Genomic DNA, 16,527 nt, shown 5'->3' on the forward strand with positions numbered 1-16,527 from the left:
CGCACTATTTCGGGACCGGAGCTCAAGCAAGCCGCCATGATGGGCACGAACGCGCTGCGCGCGGCATTTCTGGATTACTTTGCGAACAAGCAGCACCAGGTGGTGCCGTCCTCCCCGCTGATCCCCGGTACCGACCCCACCCTGCTGTTCACCAACGCCGGCATGGTGCCCTTCAAGGATGTGTTCCTGGGGCGCGAGGCGCGTGACTACACCCGCGCGGCCAGCTCCCAGCGCTGCGTGCGCGCCGGTGGCAAGCACAATGATCTGGAGAATGTCGGCTATACCGCCCGGCATCACACCTTCTTCGAGATGCTGGGCAACTTCAGCTTCGGCGACTACTTCAAGCGCGAGGCCATCGGCTACGCCTGGGAGTTCCTGACCGTCGAACTCGGCCTGCCGCCGGAAAAGCTCTGGATCACGGTGTACGAAGAGGACGAGGACGCCGCGGCCATCTGGCTCGACGAAATCGGCGTCAGCCCGGATCGCTTTTCGCGCATCGGCGCCGCCGACAATTTCTGGTCCATGGGCGACACCGGCCCCTGCGGCCCCTGTTCCGAAATCTTCTACGACCACGGGGCGCACATTCCCGGCGGCCCGCCCGGCACGCCGGAAGAAGATGGCGACCGCTACGTGGAAATCTGGAACCTGGTTTTCATGCAGTACAACCGCCAGGCCGACGGCAGCATGGAAGATCTGCCCAAGCCCTCGGTGGATACCGGTATGGGCCTGGAACGGATTGCCGCGGTTCTGCAGGGCACCCACGATAACTACGGCATCGACCTGTTCCGCACGCTGATGGCCGCCACCGCCGAGGCGGTGGGCTGCGATCTGGACGATCCGGAGCGCCAGGCCTCGCTCAAGGTGGTGGCCGATCACATCCGGGCCACCGCATTCCTGATTGCCGACGGCGTGTTGCCCGCCAACGAGGGCCGCGGCTACGTGCTGCGCCGGATCATGCGGCGGGCCATCCGGCACGGCCACAAGCTGGGGGCCACCGAGGCCTTCTTCCACAAGCTGGTGGCGCCGTTGACCGACGAGATGGGCGAGGCCTTCCCGGAACTGGCTGCGGCCAGGGCCCATGTCGAGAAGGTGGTGGCACAGGAGGAAAGCCGCTTCGCCGAGACCCTGGCCCAGGGCATGACCATTCTGGATAACGCCATCGCCGATCTGTCCGGCAAGACGCTGGACGGCGAGACGGTGTTCAAGCTGTACGACACCTACGGCTTCCCGGTCGATCTGACCGCCGACGTGGCCCGCGAACGGGGCCTGCGCGTCGATCAGGAAGGCTTCGATCGCGAAATGGCCGCGCAGCGGGAACGCGCGCGGGCAGCCAGCCGTTTCAGCGTGGACTACACCCAGGCCGTGGACGTGGCCGGCACCACCCGGTTCACCGGCTACGGCGCGGTGGAGGACGCCGGTCAGGTGATCGGCCTGCTGCGCGACGGCCAGCCGGTGGATCGCCTGGCCGAGGGCGAGGAAGGCGTGGTGATTCTCGACGTCACCCCGTTCTACGGCGAATCCGGCGGCCAGATCGGCGACGCCGGCCTGCTGGAATCGGCCGGGGCGCTGTTCGAGGTGGTCGACACCCAGAAGGCCGACGGCAAACACCTGCATGTCGGCCGGGTGAGCGGCGGGGAACTGGCCATGGGCGAGACCGTGCACGCACGTGTCGACGCCGAGCGCCGCGCCGCCATCGAGCTCAATCACACCAGCACCCACCTGGTGCACGCGGCCCTGCGCGAGATTCTGGGGACCCACGTCCGGCAGAAGGGGTCGCTGGTGGCGCCCGACCGTCTGCGTTTCGATTTCGCCCACTACGAGCCGGTCACACCCGACCTGCTGGCGGATATCGAATCCCGCGTGAATCAGCAGATACGCGCCGACATCGAGGGCGAGTTCTTCGAGACCACCTACGACGACGCCATCGCCCGCGGGGCGCTGGCCTTCTTCGGCGAGAAGTACGGCGACCGCGTGCGGGTGGTGCGCTTCAGCGACGACTCCATGGAGCTGTGCGGCGGCACCCACGTCAACCGCAGCGGCGAGATCGGCCTGTTCCGCTTCAGCGAGGAACGCGGCGTGGCCGCCGGGGTCCGCCGCATCGAAGCCCAGACCGGTGGCAGCGCGATACAGCGTATCCGCGAGCAGGAGTCACGCCTGGAGCGCATCGCCGCGGCCCTCAAGACCCAGCCCGCCGAGGTCGAGGACCGCCTGGACAAGACGCTGGACCGACTGGCGAAGCTGGAAAAACAGGTCGAACAGCTTGGAGCGCAGATGGCGTCCGCCAAGGGCGGTGATCTGGCCGGCAAGGCGGTGGATATCGACGGCGTACAGGTGCTGGCCGAGCGGCTGGACGGCGCCGATCGCAAGACCCTGCGCGACACCCTGGATGCCCTCAAGAACAAGCTGGGCAGTGCGCTGATCGTGCTGGCGGCGGTCGAGGACGGCAAGGTCGCGCTGATTGCGGGCGCAAGCAAGGACCTGGCTGACCGGCTGCCGGCCGGCGAGCTGGTCAATTTCGTGGCCGAACAGGTCGGCGGCAAGGGCGGCGGTCGTGCCGACATGGCCCAGGCCGGCGGCAGCCAGCCCGACAATCTGGATGCGGCCCTGGCCAGCGTGGCGCCACACGCGCGCGAACGCCTGGCCGCCTCCACCGCGCCGGCGGACTGACCCGCCGCCACCATCCAACCACGGGGAACCCATGGCCCTCATCGTTCAGAAGTACGGCGGCAGTTCCGTCGGCACCACGGAAAAGATTCGCGCCATCGCCAACAAGATCAAGGGCTATCGCGATCGCGGCGATGACGTTGTGGTGGTGGTGTCCGCCATGGGCGGTGAAACCGACCGGCTGCAGGGCCTGGCCGACGAGATCGGCTCGCCCCTGCCGCGGGAAATGGACATGCTGCTGTCTACCGGCGAGCAGGTGACGATCGCGCTGCTGACCATGGGCCTGTCCGCGGCCGGTGTCGATGCCTGTTCGTTCACCGGCTGGCAGGTGCCCATCCGCACCGACGACGCCCATGGCAAGGCCCGCATCGATTCCATCGACGCCGAGCATCTGAAGACCGAACTCGGCCGCGGCCGGGTGGTGGTGGTGGCCGGCTTCCAGGGCGTCAACGAGGCCAACGACATCACCACGCTGGGCCGCGGTGGCTCCGACACCACGGCCGTGGCCCTGGCGGCATCGCTCAAGGCCGATGAATGCCAGATTTTCACCGACGTGGACGGTGTCTACACCACCGATCCCCGCGTCGTGCCGGGTGCCCGCCGGTTGGAAAAGATAACCTTCGAGGAAATGCTGGAAATGGCCAGCCTGGGTTCGAAGGTCCTGCAGATCCGCGCGGTGGAATTCGCGGGCAAGTACGGCGTGCCGCTGCGCGTGCTGTCCACCTTCGATGACGGCCCCGGCACCCTGATCAGCTTGGAGGAAGACGTGGAAGAACCCATTATTTCCGGCATCGCCTTTACCAAGGACGAAGCCCAGCTCACCGTGCTCGGCGTGCCCGATCGCCCCGGCATTGCCTATTCGCTGCTGGGCCCGATCGGCGAGGCGAATATTGAGGTGGACATGATCCTGCAGAACGTGTCGGGAGACCCGTCCAGCGATTATTCCGCCACCGATTTCACCTTCACCGTGCACCGGCGTGACTTCGACCGGGCCAAGGGGCTGCTGGAGCAGGCTGCCAGCGAACTCGGTGCCCGCGAGGTGGCCGGCAACACCAGCATCGCCAAGGTGTCGCTGGTGGGCGTGGGCATGCGTTCGCACGCCAACGTGGCGGCGCGCATGTTCAAGACGCTGTCCGAGGAAAACATCAACATCCGCATGATCTCGACCACCGAGATCAAGATTTCCATCGTGATCGAGGCCAAGTACCTCGAACTGGCGGTACGCGCGCTGCACGAGACCTTCGATCTGGACGCCGAACCTGAAAAAGTGGACAGTGAGCTCACCCCGCTCAGCGAACAGGACTGATCGGGCGACAACGACAAAAGACCTGGCGGCAAGCCGGGCAGGCCGTGCGACATTCAAGCGGGGGAGGACCCGGACATGCTGATCCTGACACGCCGAGTGGGGGAGGCCGTGGTTATCGGCGACGACATCTCAGTCACCATCCTGGGCGTGAAGGGCAACCAGGTTCGGCTGGGCGTGGAGGCACCCAAGGATGTTTCGGTGCACCGCGAGGAAGTGCGCCAGCGACTGGGCAAGCAGGCGGCAGACGAGGATGCGTCAGCCGAAGGCAGCGACTGACCACAGCCTTTACCTGACTGGCCAGCATCGCTATCCTACGCGGCCTTTCGGGCAGGGCCCGAGGGATCGGCTCTTTACAAGCCGAGCAAGGCGCTCCGGCTGGCAGTGATACGCTGGCAGGCGCTGGATAGAATTAGGAGAGGTGGCCGAGTGGCTGATCGATTTGCCCGGAGCAAATCGAGACCGCCGCAGGCGGGCCCCGAAGGGGCGAGGCTCAGGACGAGCCGAGCAAGGCGCTCCGGCTGGCAGCGATACGCCGGCAGGCGCTGGATAGAATTAGGAGAGGTGGCCGAGTGGCTGAAGGCGCTCCCCTGCTAAGGGAGTAAGGGGTTTATAGCCTCTTCGAGGGTTCGAATCCCTCCCTCTCCGCCATTACATTGCAGTACAATACGGAATCACGCGCCCGTAGCTCAGTTGGATAGAGCGTGCGGCTACGAACCGCAAGGTCGGGAGTTCGAATCTTCCCGGGCGCGCCATATTTTGAACGAAGGCTCACCACACGGTGGGCCTTTTTTCGTTGGCGACGACACATTCGAACTCCCGACCCAATAAGCAATCCGGGAGTTTGATCAATCCGGCCAGGGACGGCCGGATTAACCGCACGCCGAGAGGCGTGCGGGCCCGAAGGGCAAGGGGCAGGACGCCCCGAGTAATCTTCCCGGGCGCGTCATAGTCGGAACGAAGGCTCACACGCCGGTGGGCCTTCTTCGCGCGAATCGGCGAAGTCCGGTTCCGAATGGCCGTATCCGGTCTACGCCGGCTCCTGCATCGGCCGATACTGATCGGGATACGCCCATGAGGTTGCCGTGCCCCATAACAATGCATTTTCCGTGCTCGAGTCCGCCGCGCGCGTGGGGACCTGGGCATTGGCGTATGAATCGAGGACGCTGACCTGGTCGCCCGGAATCTTCCGAATCCTCGGGCTCGATCCGAACAGCCCGGTGCCGGACCTGGGTACCGCGATCGGCTTTTTCAGCGCCGATTCCCGGGGATTGCTGCGGCAGACACTCGCCAAGTGCGAGGCCGATGGCAGCGGCTTCAATCTGGAACTGGAACTCGTGCATCGAGATGGCTCCTTGCGCCACGTCCAGAGTGTTGCCGAGCCGTCCCGCCGCCGGGGCCGGGTTGTCGGGCTGGTCGGCGCATTCATCGATGTCGAGGACCAGTACCAGGCGCGTCGTGAGCAGGCGTTACTGAACCAGGCCATCGTCGACACCGAGGCGCGCTGGCAGTTCGCCATCGACGGCTCGGGGCTCGGCCTCTGGGACTGGGATGCGACCCGGGATCGGGTCTATTTCTCGGATCAGTGGAAGGCGATGCTGGGCTTCGCGCCGGATGAGGTCGGCGACAGCCTCGATGAGTGGTCGAGTCGGGTCCACCCCGAGGACCTGCCTGCTTGTCTGGCAGACCTGGAAGCGCACTTTGCCGGGCGGTCTCCGACGTACGACAACCAGCATCGTATGCGTTGCAAGGATGGTGGCTACAAGTGGATACACGATCGCGGTCGCGTCGTCGCCTGGCGCGAGCAGGGCAAGCCGGCGCGAGTAATCGGCACCCATGCCGATATCGATGCCCGAATGCAGGCGGAGGCCCGGTTGGCCGAGAGTGAGCACCGCTTCCGCGGCCTGTTCGAGAATCTCTACCAGTTCACCGGATTGCTGGCACCCGATGGCACGCTCCTGGAGGCCAATACCCGCGCGCTGGATTTTGCCGGGATCGGGCGCGGGGCGGTGATTGGTCAGAAACTCTGGGATTGTCCCTGGTTCGCCCACAGCGACACCGTGCGCCAGGCCATGCAGGACGCCGTGGCAAGGGGCGCGCAGGGTGAGTTCGTGCGCTTCAATGTCGAGATCAGTGGTGCTGAAGGACGGACCACCATCGACTTTTCGCTCACGCCCTATCGGAATGCCCGTGGCGAGATCGAGCTCCTGGTACCCGAGGGCCGCGACATAAGCGAGATGCTGAATGCGCAGTCCGCGCTACAGGAAAGCGAACGGCGTTTTCATCAGTCGTTCGACTATGCGCCGATCGGCAAGGCGCTAGTGTCGCCGGACGGTCGTTTCCTGGCGGTCAACACCAGCATTTGCCGAATGCTCGGGTATCGTCGGGAGGAATTGCTGCGCAGCGACTTCCAGGCGCTGACGCACCCCGATGACCTGGACAAGGATCTGGCGCAGGTCCAGGCGCTGCTGGACGGTACCAAGAACGCCTACCGCATTGAAAAGCGATATCGCCACAAGGATGGCCATGTGGTGTATGCGCAACTGGATGTGTCGCTGTTGCGCGATGATCGGGGCGAGCCGATCCATTTCATCTCGCAGATTCAGGACATCACGCAGCGAAAGCATGACGAGGATGCGCTTTTCGAAGCCAACGAACTTGCGGAGGTCACCCTGGCCGCCATCGGTGAAGGCATGCTCCGCTGTAATGCGGATGCGGTGATCACCTTCTGCAATCCGGCTGCTGCCGCGCTCCTGGGGGTTGAACCCAGGGCGGTCGAGGGAAAGGCCTTTGGCGACGTTGTGCAACTGTTTCATCCCAGCGAGGCTCGTCGGGTCGAGGATCCGATTGCCCGGGTGCTTGCCGATGGCCGTCCCATGCGGGTGCCGGTATTCACGCGGCTGCGGCGGTCGGACGGCCGGATGATTCCGGTCGCGGATTCGGTATCGCCCATGCGCGATCGCGCGGGTCGGGTGATCGGGGCTGTTTTCGTGTTCCAGGACATGAGCGAAACCCAGCGGATCACTGCCCAGTTGACGCATCAGGTGGATCACGACGCGTTGACCGGGCTACCCAACCGACGGCGTTTCGGCAGCCTGATGGGTGATGCCTGGCGACGAGCCCGGCGGGGGCGATGGGCCGGTTTCGTGATGTATCTGGACCTGGATCACTTCAAGGCAGTCAACGATACCGGCGGCCATGCCGTCGGCGATCGTGTCCTGCGCGAAATCGCCGAGGTCATGGCGGGTTCGCTGCGCGGCGACGACATACTGGCGCGATTGGGCGGAGACGAGTTCGCGGCCATCGTCGAATCGGCAACGCCGGAAGAAGCCGAGGTGCTTGCGGATCGCATGATCAAGGCAGTCGAGAGTTATGGACTCGTCGCCGACGGCAGGCGGTTTACCGTCGGCTTGAGCATCGGGCTTGCCTCGATCGATATCACTGTGGGCGATCCTGCCGAAATCCTTGCCCGGGCGGATCAGGCGCTCTACGTGGCCAAGGAAGCCGGGCGGCATCGCTGGCACCGCTTTGCGCCCGGTGACGCCGACATCGGGCGCAATACGTCGACGCTGGACATGGCCCAGCGCCTCCGGCGGGTACTGGACAGTGGAAATCTTGCACTGCACTTGCAGGCCATCGTCAATGGTGAAGGCGAGGTTGCCGGGTATGAGGCACTGGTGCGGCTGCGCGATGAACAGGGACGGCTGCATGCACCGGCCACCTTTCTTCCGGCCGCGAAACGACTTGGCCTGCTCGCACGGGTCGATGAATCCGTTGCCGCCGGCGCCGTCAGGCTGATCCGCGAGGGCGTTGAATCCGGCACCTGGATTGCCGGGCGCTATATCTCGGTGAATGTGAGCGCGACAAGCCTTGGCGATCCGGGGTTTGCGAAACGGCTCGGCCGGATGCTGGCCGATGCCCGTCTGCCGGTTGGCTCCCTGCGCTTCGAGGTTACCGAGATCGATCGGATCGACGGCGATGCGGCACTTGATCTGATTCGGACGTTGCGTCGCTCCGGGCACGAAGTCTGGCTTGACGATTTCGGCACCGGATACAACTCGTTCGACCTGCTCAAGTCCCTGCGCGTCGACGGGGTCAAGATCGACCGCGATTTTTCCTGTGATATCGACAACGATCCCGTCGGACATAGCCTGATCCGTGCCGTCATGGAGGTCGCCGGGGCAATGAAGCTCGGGGTGGTGGCCGAGGGTGTGGAGGACGAAGGCGCCCTGGATCGCCTGCGGGACCTGGGGGTCGAGTATTTCCAGGGCCATCACTTCCAGCAGGCTGGTGATGCATCGACGGTCCTGGCTCGTAGCGCCGGCCCTTCCGCCCCGCCCTGAGGACGTCGCAGCCGTGGTGTGACGCGGTTACACCGCACGACGCGGCGCCGCTCCCGGCTCAGGCTTTCCGGTAGCTCGCTCGCCGCCGGCGTTGCTGGCAAACTGTTTGCAAGGCCAGTCGCCGACGTCCCGAGAACTGCCGGAGCCACCCGTGAAGCATGGCGTGTTCGAATCCTGGTCGTGCAGGATCATCCTGATGTCGTTGTTGCCGGCTATGCCGCCGGCACGGCCCTGGCAGCGCCCAAGCCCCCGGTCTCCTGGGAAAAGGGCTGGTGGGGGCGCATCGACCTCGACACGGTCTGCACCAACTACCAGCGTGGCACGGATATTTATCGTGCTTGTCGCGAGCACGCGGTGGAGGTGTTCAGGGATCGCTGCGAGCATTACACCGAGAAGGTGGATACGGGCGCGGTGGGTGGCTCGCAGTACAACGAGAATCGGCGGTCGCTTTACTGCCGCGCGATGCGCGACTACGAGCCGTTCCCGGACGAATAGCCGGCCGCTGCGGTTAGGCGTTGTCCGGCCAGCGCACGACGGTTGCCCCCCAGGACAGGCCGACCCCGAATCCCACCAGCAGCAGCCGGGCGCCGGGACGGAGCTTGCCGTCCTCGTGGGCGCGGGCCAGCGCAATCGGGATGCTGCAGGAGACGGTGTTGCCGATCTCCTGCATGTAGACCAGAAAACGGTCCTCGGTCAGCCCGATCTTGCGTCGCAGCCCTTCCAGCACCTTGGCGCTGGCCTGGTGCGGCACCACGGCGTCGAACTCATCCAGTGACAGACCGCTGCGTTCGCAGATGGCGCGCACCGCGCCGGGTACTTCGCGCAGGGTGAAATCGACCACGCCCTTGCCGTTCATGTGGATGTGCTGGGCGCTGCGCACATTGCCGAAGCGGTCGGGCACGTCCGGGGGTGGGGCGTTGCCGAAGCGCTGACGCATGCCGCTCATGGGCACGATCAGGTCTTCCGCTCCGGACCCGTCGGTGCCGTAGACGAAAGGGCCGATCGCCGGGCCGTCGTCGGTGGCGACGACCGACGTAACCGCCGCGGCGTCGCCGAACAGGGCGCGCACGCTCTTGTCCCGCGGATGCACGAACTTGCTGTAGGTGTCCGCGGTGACCAGCAGCACGCGCCGGGCCTGGCCGGTTTCGATCAGGCCCTTGGCCATGCCCAGGCCGTAGATGTAGCCGGAACAGCCAAGATTCATGTCCATGGCGCCCACCGAGGTGGGCATGCCCAGCCGTTCCTGCAGCAGGCAGGCGGTGGTGGGCACCAGGTAGTCGGGCGTCTGGGTGCAGAACAGCACGAAGTCGAAGTCGCCGGGTTCGAAGTTGTGGTCGGCGAACAGGCGCCGGGCGGCGTCCACGGCCAGGTCCGAGGCGCATTCGTCGTCGCCGGCCACATGGCGGATGCGTACGCCGGTGCGCTCCACCAGTTTTTCCAGCGGCCAGTCCGGATGGGCGCGGGCGAGCCCCTCGCTGGTCTCGGTGCGGGCGGGAAGAATATAGGCGATGGCTTCTATCGCGGCGTGCATTATCGGTCGCGTTGCTTGCGGTCGGGGTCAACCTGTAAATCTGATACCTTCGACCGGCTATGGCAAGCACGATTTCCCTGTTGGTGATGATCTGGGTGTTGCTTGGCTGGGCGGTGCAGGCCTACCTGGCCCGGCGTCAGGCGCGATTCCTGGCCACGGCCCGGGTGCCGGCGATGTTCGCTGACTCGGTGGCGCCGGACAAGCATGCCCGTGCCTGCGCCTACGGCCGCGCCCGGTTGCTGACGCGTCTGGCGGATTCCGGCTGGACCGTGCTGCTGGCGGTTGTCTGGACGCTGGGCGGCGGGCTGGCCGCGCTGGCTGCCCTGATGCCGGCCGGCTGGGTGGGTCAGGTGCTGCTGCTGGCGGCCTTCGCCGGCATCCATGAATGTCTGCGGGTGCCGCCGCGGCTGATCCAGGTTTTCGTGGTGGACACCCGCTTCGGCTTCAACCGGATGACCCCGCTGCTGTTCGCCCGGGATGCCCTGATCAAGGCGGCGCTGGCGGCTGCGCTGCTCGCTGGGGGCGGCCTGGCGCTGCTGCTGCCGGTGATGCTCATGGGCCCGCCGGGCTGGGGGCTCAGTGCGCTGGCGGCGGTGCTGGCGGGCGGATTCCTGTTATGGGCGCAACCGCGGCTCATCGCGCCGCTGTTCAACCGTTTCGAGGCGCTGGAACAGGGGCCGCTGCGCGAGCGCCTGGAAGCCATGATCGAGCGCTGTGGTGCCCGCGCCGAGAGCATGTTCGTGATGGACGGGTCGCGGCGCTCGGCGCTGGCCAATGCCTATTTCGCCGGCTTCGGCCGGGCCAAGCGGGTGGTGCTGTTCGACACCCTCATCCGCGAACTCGATGATGACGAGATCGAGGCGGTGCTGGCACACGAACTCGGGCACGATCGCGAAGGGCATATCCGTCGTCACTATGCCCGCCTCGGGGGGCTGCTGATGGTCGGGATCGTTGGTCTCGGCGCTGCCGGTGAATGGGGCTGGCTGGGCGCGCTGGGCGTACCGGCAATGGCGGGCGCATGGCTGGCGGCCGGGTATCTGTTACTGCCGCTGATGGCCTGGCCGCTGCAGCCCTGGCTGGCCGCCTGTCTGCGGCGCTACGAGTTCGAGGCCGATGCCTTCGCCGTGCGTCATGCCGATGCCGGCGCCCTGGTATCGGCGTTGCACAAGCTGCTGACCCGGAACGCGGCCGCCCTGGCCGCCGATCCGCTCTATGCGGCGTTCCATGCGTCGCATCCGCCGCCCGACCAGCGTCTTGCGGCGTTGCAGCAAGGGTCGAGCTAATCCCGGCCCCGTTTGTGCCGTTACAGTCTGTAATGGCTGCGGGACAGTCCGGCCGCCTGTTGTGCACCGTGTCGCCCGGACGGCATCTCATGATCAGTCTCCGCCGTAGTGATAAGCTCCAGTCCCGCTTCCAAGCCGGCGACGATCGGCCCGCAAGCAAGGTGATGGCGCCGTCTGGCGATGCCCTGACAGAAATGGCATCGGACTTGCCTGATGGCACCGGGAGACTGCCGTTGGCACGCGGCAGTGGAGACGCAACACGACAAGTCAAGAGCGACTGACGAGGAGATTGAATCAATGAGTTCTGCAACCAAGAATTGGCTGCGCGGAAGCCTGCTGACGGTGGGGGCCACGGCACTGGCCGTTTCCACCGCAGCATCCGCGGGCGTGAGCTGGGACGAGATCAACAACGACCAGCAGTCCACCGGTGACGTCCTGCACAACGGCATGGGCACTCAGACCCAGCGCTACAGCCCGCTGGACAAGATCAACGCCGACAACGTCGAGCACCTGTATCCGGCGTGGTCGTTTTCCTTCGGCGGCGAAAAGCAGCGCGGCCAGGAATCCCAGCCGCTGGTCAAGGACGGCGTGATGTACGTCACCGGCTCCTATTCGCGGGCCTGGGCGATCGACAGCGAGACGGGTGAGGAGATCTGGCAGTACGAGCATCGTCTGCCGGAAGGCATTCTGCCCTGCTGTGACGTGGTCAACCGTGGCGGCGCGCTGCATGGCGACCTGTTCATCTTCGGCACCCTGGACGCGAAGCTGGTGGCCCTGGACCAGGAATCCGGCGATGTCGTGTGGCAGGAAACCATCGACAATTTCAAGGACGGCTATTCCTACACCGCCGCCCCGCTGGTGGTCGGTGACATGATTCTGACCGGGGTGTCCGGGGGCGAGTTCGGCGTCATCGGTCGGGTGGAAGCCCGTGATGCCCAGTCGGGCAAGATGCAGTGGGTGCGCCCGGTGGTCGAAGGCCACATGGGCAAGATCCGCAAGGGCGACAAGATGGTCGACAACGGCATCACCGGTGAGCGCGGCAAGAGCTGGCCGGGCGACATGTGGAAGCATGGCGGCGCCGCGACCTGGCTCGGTGGCACGTACGACCCGGAAACCGGCATGGCCTACTTTGGTACCGGCAACCCGGCGCCGTGGAATTCGCATCTGCGTCCGGGCGACAACCTCTACTCGACCTCGATCGTCGCGCTCAACCCCGAGAACGGCAAGATCGAGTGGGCCTTCCAGAAGACCCCGAACGATGCCTGGGACTATGACGGCGTGAACATGTGCGTGCCGTTCAACATGGACAGCGGCAAGTACTGCGCTTCGGCCGACCGCAACGGCTTCTTCTACGTGCTCGATCGCACCAATGGCGAGATGCGCAGCGCCTCGCCGTTCGTGTCCAAGATCACCTGGGCTGAAAAGATCGATCAGAAGACCGGCCGTCCGGTGGAAACCGGCAACCGTCCGGGTGACCCCTCGAAGACCGAAGGCAAGAAGGGCGAGTCGGTGTTCGTGGCGCCGTCCTTCCTCGGGGCCAAGAACTGGATGCCGATGTCCTACAACCCGGGTACCGGCCTGTTCTACGTGCCGAGCAACGAATGGGGTATGGATATCTGGAACGAGCCGATCACCTACAAGGCCGGTGCAGCCTTCCTGGGTGCGGGCTTCAATATCCAGCCGCTGTATGAGGATTACATCGGTTCCGTGCGCGCGATCGACCCCAAGACCGGCGAGATCAAGTGGCAGGTCAAGAACAACGCGCCGCTTTGGAGCGGCACCATGACCACCGCGGGCAACCTCGTGTTCTTCGGTACGCCGGAAGGCTATCTGAAGGCGGTGGACGCTCGTAACGGCGAGGAACTCTGGAAGTTCCAGACCGGCTCGGGCGTGGTCGGCCAGCCCATTACCTGGGAAGAGGGCGGCGACCAGTACGTGGCCGTGACTTCCGGTTGGGGTGGCGCGGTCCCGCTGTGGGGCGGCGAAGTTGCCAAGCGGGTTAAATTCCTGAACCAGGGTGGCAGTGTCTGGGTGTTCAAGATCCCGGACGAACTGCAGTAAACCAGGTCCCGTGCGAACAGGGGGCTGTGCGGCCATGTGCCGCCAGCCCCCGCCTTGCGGGACGAATGACGAACATTTCTCGAGAACGGAAAGCGCAGATGATCAACAGCAAGATTCGATTCGTTACCGCACTGGCACTGGTGGCTTCGGCCTCCGCGATCTATGCCCACGGTGACGTGGCGCCGCAGGCGGTGGACACCGAGGGTCTCAAGGACCTGCCGGACGGCAAGTGGCTATCCGAAAATCCCTACCGCGGGAACAAGGAAGCGATCAAGATCGGCGCATCGGCGTACAACCAGAATTGTGCCCGTTGCCATGGCCTGCAAGCACAATCCGGCGGCATTGCCCCGGACCTGCGCGAGCTGGGCCTGCACTACGATGAGTACTTCATCAACAAGGTTCGGAGCGGCGTACAGCGTAACGGCGTCACCTACATGCCGGCCTTCGAGGACGTTTTCGATCAGGAGGCGATGTGGGCCATCCTGTCGTACATTGACAAGCGGCATTACGAATACAAGGACAAGGATCTCGCCGAACTTTACGAAAAGGCGAAATAGAACCGCCTGCCGACGCCGGTGTCAGACCGGCGTCCTTCATTCAACAAGTTGAGGCATGTCATGGCTGTGAAAACAGCATTGCTGGCGCTTGCCCTGGCTGTCGTTACCGGCAGCGCGAGCGCTCAGGACGATCGGGCCGACAAGCTCGACGAAATCAAGGAACGTGGCCGCGTCGAGATCGCGGTCTACGACAGTTTCCCGCCCTGGTCCTACAAGGCCGAAAGCGGCGGTTACGCCGGCATTGACGTGGAAATCGCGAAGGCACTGGGCGACAAGCTCGGCGTGTCCACCACCATCAATGCGTTTCCCGCCGACGAGTCCATGGGCGACGACATTCGCAACATGGTCTGGAAGGGGCACTACATCGGGCGCAAGCCGGCCGATGCCATGCTGCATGTGGGCATGGCCCCGTCATTCCAGGCGGAAAACGATCAGGCCACCTTCCTCGGCGCCTACTACAACGAGACCATGGGTTTCGTGTACGACGCCGAGCGTTTCGGGGCCGACGTGGATAGCCCGCTGGCGCTGGCCGGCAACAAGATCGGTGTGCAACTGGACACGCTCGGCGACTTCTACCTGACCTCGGCCTTTCAGGGCCAGCTGCGGGATGACGTCGAGCACTTCAAGAGCGTTCCCGAGGCCATGCGCGCGTTCAACAAGGGCGAACTCGCCGGGGTGATGGCACCCCTGGGTGAACTGCGTGGCGCCGTGAACATGCTCGAGAGCGAGAATATCGATATCCGTCAGGTACAGCTCACCGGGCTGTACCAGAACGACTGGGATGTGGGCCTGGCGATCAAGGCCGGCAATCCGGCGCTGGCGCGGGCGCTGGGTGAAGCCATGACCGAGCTGCGCAATTCGGGGCGGCTGGAGGAAATCTTCACCGATTACGGCGTGCCCTACCGGGCCCCGGCGGACGCGGCTGACTCGGATAGTACAGCCGGCCGCTGATTCGGCGTGCCACGGGCGACGTGCGTCGGTGGACTGACCGGCGACGTATTCTCCCTGCGCCGTTCGCGATGCCGGCCATGAAGTCTTTGCGTACCGAACGCCGCGCGGCCGCAGGAGATTGACCATGCGATACCTCACCCGGATGACCGCCGCGAGCCTCTGGCTGGTCTGTGCCGTCGGCATGGCTGCCATTCCCGACGACCCGCTGGAGTCCCCGCAATGGGACAGCATGGTTGCCAAGCACCTGGGCGAGGACGCGGAAATCGTGTTCGACGACCGGGTACGGGTGCTGTCGGCCGGGTATGCCGAGGATGCGATGGAAACCCCGGTAATGGTCGAGGCCCCGGATTTGCCGGATGTGGAATCGGTGGTGGTGTTCGCCGATCTCAATCCGATCACCAAGATTCTGGAGTACTACCCCGAGCGGGCGGCGCCGACCCTGTCCTTCCGGTTCAAGATTCAGCAGGCCACGCCGGTACGCGCGGCCATGCGCACGGCCGATGGCGTCTGGCATGTCGGCGGCATGTGGATTGAGGCTGCCGGCGGCGGCTGCACGGCCCCCAGCGTGGCGGCGGGATCCCCGATCTGGGAATCGCGACTGGGCGAGATTTCCGGCAAGGCCTGGGCGCGAGGCCCGGAACGCGAGCGGCTGCGTTTCCGGGTGGTGCATCCCATGGATACCGGTTTGGCCGCCGGTATCCCGGTATTCCACATCACCGACGTTACGTTGGCCACGCCGGCGGGCGAGACCCTGGCGCGTCTCAAGCCCTTCGAGCCGGTGTCCGAGAATCCGGTGATCAGCGTCAACCTGCGTTACCGCGGGCCGGTGGCCCTGTCCGGTCGCGATAACAACGGCAACCGCTTCGCTGCCACCCTGCCGGCCCCGGCTGCGCCATGACGCGCTGGTTGTGGCTGATAGCGGCGCTGACGTCGCCGCTGGCGGCAGCCGCCAATCCCTACGACCTGACCCCGCAGCGGGTGGCCGAGAATACTTATGTGTTCGTGGGGGCGCTGGAACATTTCAGCTACGACAACCTCGGCAATATCGTGAACACCGGGTTCATCGTCACCGACGAGGGCGTGGTGGTGATCGACACCGGCCCGTCGCGCCTCTACGGCGAAGCCATGCGCGTGGCAATTGCCGGGGTCACCGATCAGCCGGTGGTGCAGGTGTATATCACCCATCACCATCCCGACCACTACCTGGGCAATCAGGCATTCGCCGACGTCGACGTCGGCGCGCTGGCCGGGACCATCAAGCAGATTCGCGATATCGGCGGCGATCTGACCACCAACATGTACAACCTGGTGGGCGGGGCCATGCGTGGCACCGAATCCCTGCCGCCCACGCAGGAAGTGACCGGCGGCAGCCGGGTCACCTTTGGTAGGCATGAGCTGGAACTGATCGGCATGCAGGGGCATACCGGGGCCGACCTGGCGATCCTGGACCATCGGACCGGCGTACTGTTCGCCGGCGATCTGGCCTTTCTTAATCGCACGCCGACCACCCCGAACGCGGATGTAGCTACCTGGGTGGAAGGGCTTCACACGCTGGGCCAGCGCGAGTTCGAAACGCTGGTGCCGGGCCACGGGCCGGTGCGTGATGACGCCGAGGCCATCGCCCAGACCCAGGCCTATCTGAGTTGGCTGTGGCGCAATCTCAATGCCGCGGCGCGCCATGGTCTCGACATGCCGGAAATCATGATGCAGGAACTGCCCTACCGGTGGCGCGGCCTGGCCGTGATCACGCCGGAGTTCCGCCGCTCGGTATCGCATCTGTATCCGGACATCGAGGCCGGTGTCCTGGAGCCGGTGGAGAGTCCCTGACCGATCG

The 16,527-nt window shown here is 65.2% G+C and carries 12 protein-coding genes and 2 tRNA genes; 13 read left to right on the top strand and 1 reads right to left on the bottom strand.

All coding sequences use genetic code 11. The features are described from left to right. Positions 1 to 36: 36 nt before the first annotated feature. The 7 genes from alaS (at position 37) to RM532_RS02420 (ending at position 8,805) form a co-directional block, all read left to right on the top strand. The gene (alaS, locus tag RM532_RS02390; RefSeq protein ID WP_311651528.1) at positions 37 to 2,667 is read left to right on the top strand and encodes an alanine--tRNA ligase; all 2,631 of its coding nucleotides are present in this window, start codon (positions 37 to 39) and stop codon (positions 2,665 to 2,667) included. 31 nt (positions 2,668 to 2,698) lie between these two features. Then, entirely contained in the window at positions 2,699 to 3,970 is a 1,272-nt protein-coding gene (locus RM532_RS02395; protein WP_311651529.1) for an aspartate kinase, read from the top strand. A 75-nt stretch (positions 3,971 to 4,045) separates the two neighbouring features. Next, complete coding sequence (gene csrA, locus RM532_RS02400; protein ID WP_311651530.1) at positions 4,046 to 4,246, top strand: carbon storage regulator CsrA; 201 nt, start codon at positions 4,046 to 4,048, stop codon at positions 4,244 to 4,246. Positions 4,247 to 4,525: 279 nt separating this feature from the next. Beyond that, positions 4,526 to 4,618 (top strand) — tRNA-Ser (locus tag RM532_RS02405). 27 nt (positions 4,619 to 4,645) lie between these two features. Beyond that, positions 4,646 to 4,722: transfer RNA gene (locus RM532_RS02410), tRNA-Arg, on the top strand. Between the two features lie 330 nt (positions 4,723 to 5,052). Next, entirely contained in the window at positions 5,053 to 8,310 is a 3,258-nt protein-coding gene (locus RM532_RS02415; RefSeq protein WP_311651531.1) for a PAS domain S-box protein, read from the top strand. Between the two features lie 180 nt (positions 8,311 to 8,490). Beyond that, on the top strand, positions 8,491 to 8,805 hold the full coding sequence (locus tag RM532_RS02420; protein ID WP_311651532.1) for a hypothetical protein: 315 nt from the start codon (positions 8,491 to 8,493) through the stop codon (positions 8,803 to 8,805). Positions 8,806 to 8,818: 13 nt separating this feature from the next. Here the strand turns inward: RM532_RS02420 and RM532_RS02425 are convergent, their stop codons facing one another. Next, positions 8,819 to 9,841 carry a 3-oxoacyl-ACP synthase III family protein gene (locus RM532_RS02425; RefSeq protein ID WP_311651533.1) on the bottom strand — a complete coding sequence of 341 codons (1,023 nt, stop codon included), beginning with the start codon at positions 9,839 to 9,841 and terminating at the stop codon, positions 8,819 to 8,821. 59 nt (positions 9,842 to 9,900) lie between these two features. Between RM532_RS02425 and RM532_RS02430 the strand changes: the two genes are divergently transcribed. From RM532_RS02430 to RM532_RS02455, 6 genes are all read left to right on the top strand, one after another. Continuing rightward, positions 9,901 to 11,124 carry a M48 family metallopeptidase gene (locus RM532_RS02430; protein WP_311651534.1) on the top strand — a complete coding sequence of 408 codons (1,224 nt, stop codon included), beginning with the start codon at positions 9,901 to 9,903 and terminating at the stop codon, positions 11,122 to 11,124. A gap of 297 nt (positions 11,125 to 11,421) precedes the next feature. After that, positions 11,422 to 13,185 carry a PQQ-dependent methanol/ethanol family dehydrogenase gene (locus RM532_RS02435; RefSeq protein ID WP_311651535.1) on the top strand — a complete coding sequence of 588 codons (1,764 nt, stop codon included), beginning with the start codon at positions 11,422 to 11,424 and terminating at the stop codon, positions 13,183 to 13,185. Between the two features lie 98 nt (positions 13,186 to 13,283). Continuing rightward, positions 13,284 to 13,742, top strand: coding sequence for a cytochrome c-550 PedF (gene pedF, locus RM532_RS02440; protein ID WP_311651536.1), 459 nt, complete (start codon positions 13,284 to 13,286; stop codon positions 13,740 to 13,742). Between the two features lie 60 nt (positions 13,743 to 13,802). Next, positions 13,803 to 14,693, top strand: a complete 891-nt coding sequence (locus RM532_RS02445; RefSeq protein ID WP_311651538.1) for a substrate-binding periplasmic protein — start codon at positions 13,803 to 13,805, stop codon at positions 14,691 to 14,693. 124 nt (positions 14,694 to 14,817) lie between these two features. After that, on the top strand, positions 14,818 to 15,591 hold the full coding sequence (locus RM532_RS02450) for a quinoprotein dehydrogenase-associated SoxYZ-like carrier (RefSeq protein ID WP_311651539.1): 774 nt from the start codon (positions 14,818 to 14,820) through the stop codon (positions 15,589 to 15,591). Further along, positions 15,588 to 16,520 (top strand): quinoprotein relay system zinc metallohydrolase 1, encoded by a 933-nt coding sequence (locus RM532_RS02455; RefSeq protein WP_311651540.1) that lies wholly within the window; start codon positions 15,588 to 15,590, stop codon positions 16,518 to 16,520. Before RM532_RS02450 ends, RM532_RS02455 begins: the two co-directional genes overlap by 4 nt. Positions 16,521 to 16,527: the final 7 nt, after the last annotated feature.

It is taken from the genome of Spectribacter hydrogenoxidans (assembly GCF_031846275.1).
Classification (GTDB): domain Bacteria; phylum Pseudomonadota; class Gammaproteobacteria; order Nevskiales; family Salinisphaeraceae; genus Spectribacter; species Spectribacter hydrogenoxidans.

Coding starts and splice junctions, on each gene's coding strand:
- alaS (WP_311651528.1), top strand. CDS start 37: ATGATGGGCACGAACGCGCTGCGCGCGGCATTTCTGGATTACTTTGCG.
- RM532_RS02395 (WP_311651529.1), top strand. CDS start 2,699: ATGGCCCTCATCGTTCAGAAGTACGGCGGCAGTTCCGTCGGCACCACG.
- csrA (WP_311651530.1), top strand. CDS start 4,046: ATGCTGATCCTGACACGCCGAGTGGGGGAGGCCGTGGTTATCGGCGAC.
- RM532_RS02425 (WP_311651533.1), bottom strand. CDS start 9,841: ATGCACGCCGCGATAGAAGCCATCGCCTATATTCTTCCCGCCCGCACC.
- RM532_RS02430 (WP_311651534.1), top strand. CDS start 9,901: ATGGCAAGCACGATTTCCCTGTTGGTGATGATCTGGGTGTTGCTTGGC.
- RM532_RS02435 (WP_311651535.1), top strand. CDS start 11,422: ATGAGTTCTGCAACCAAGAATTGGCTGCGCGGAAGCCTGCTGACGGTG.
- pedF (WP_311651536.1), top strand. CDS start 13,284: ATGATCAACAGCAAGATTCGATTCGTTACCGCACTGGCACTGGTGGCT.
- RM532_RS02445 (WP_311651538.1), top strand. CDS start 13,803: ATGGCTGTGAAAACAGCATTGCTGGCGCTTGCCCTGGCTGTCGTTACC.
- RM532_RS02450 (WP_311651539.1), top strand. CDS start 14,818: ATGCGATACCTCACCCGGATGACCGCCGCGAGCCTCTGGCTGGTCTGT.
- RM532_RS02455 (WP_311651540.1), top strand. CDS start 15,588: ATGACGCGCTGGTTGTGGCTGATAGCGGCGCTGACGTCGCCGCTGGCG.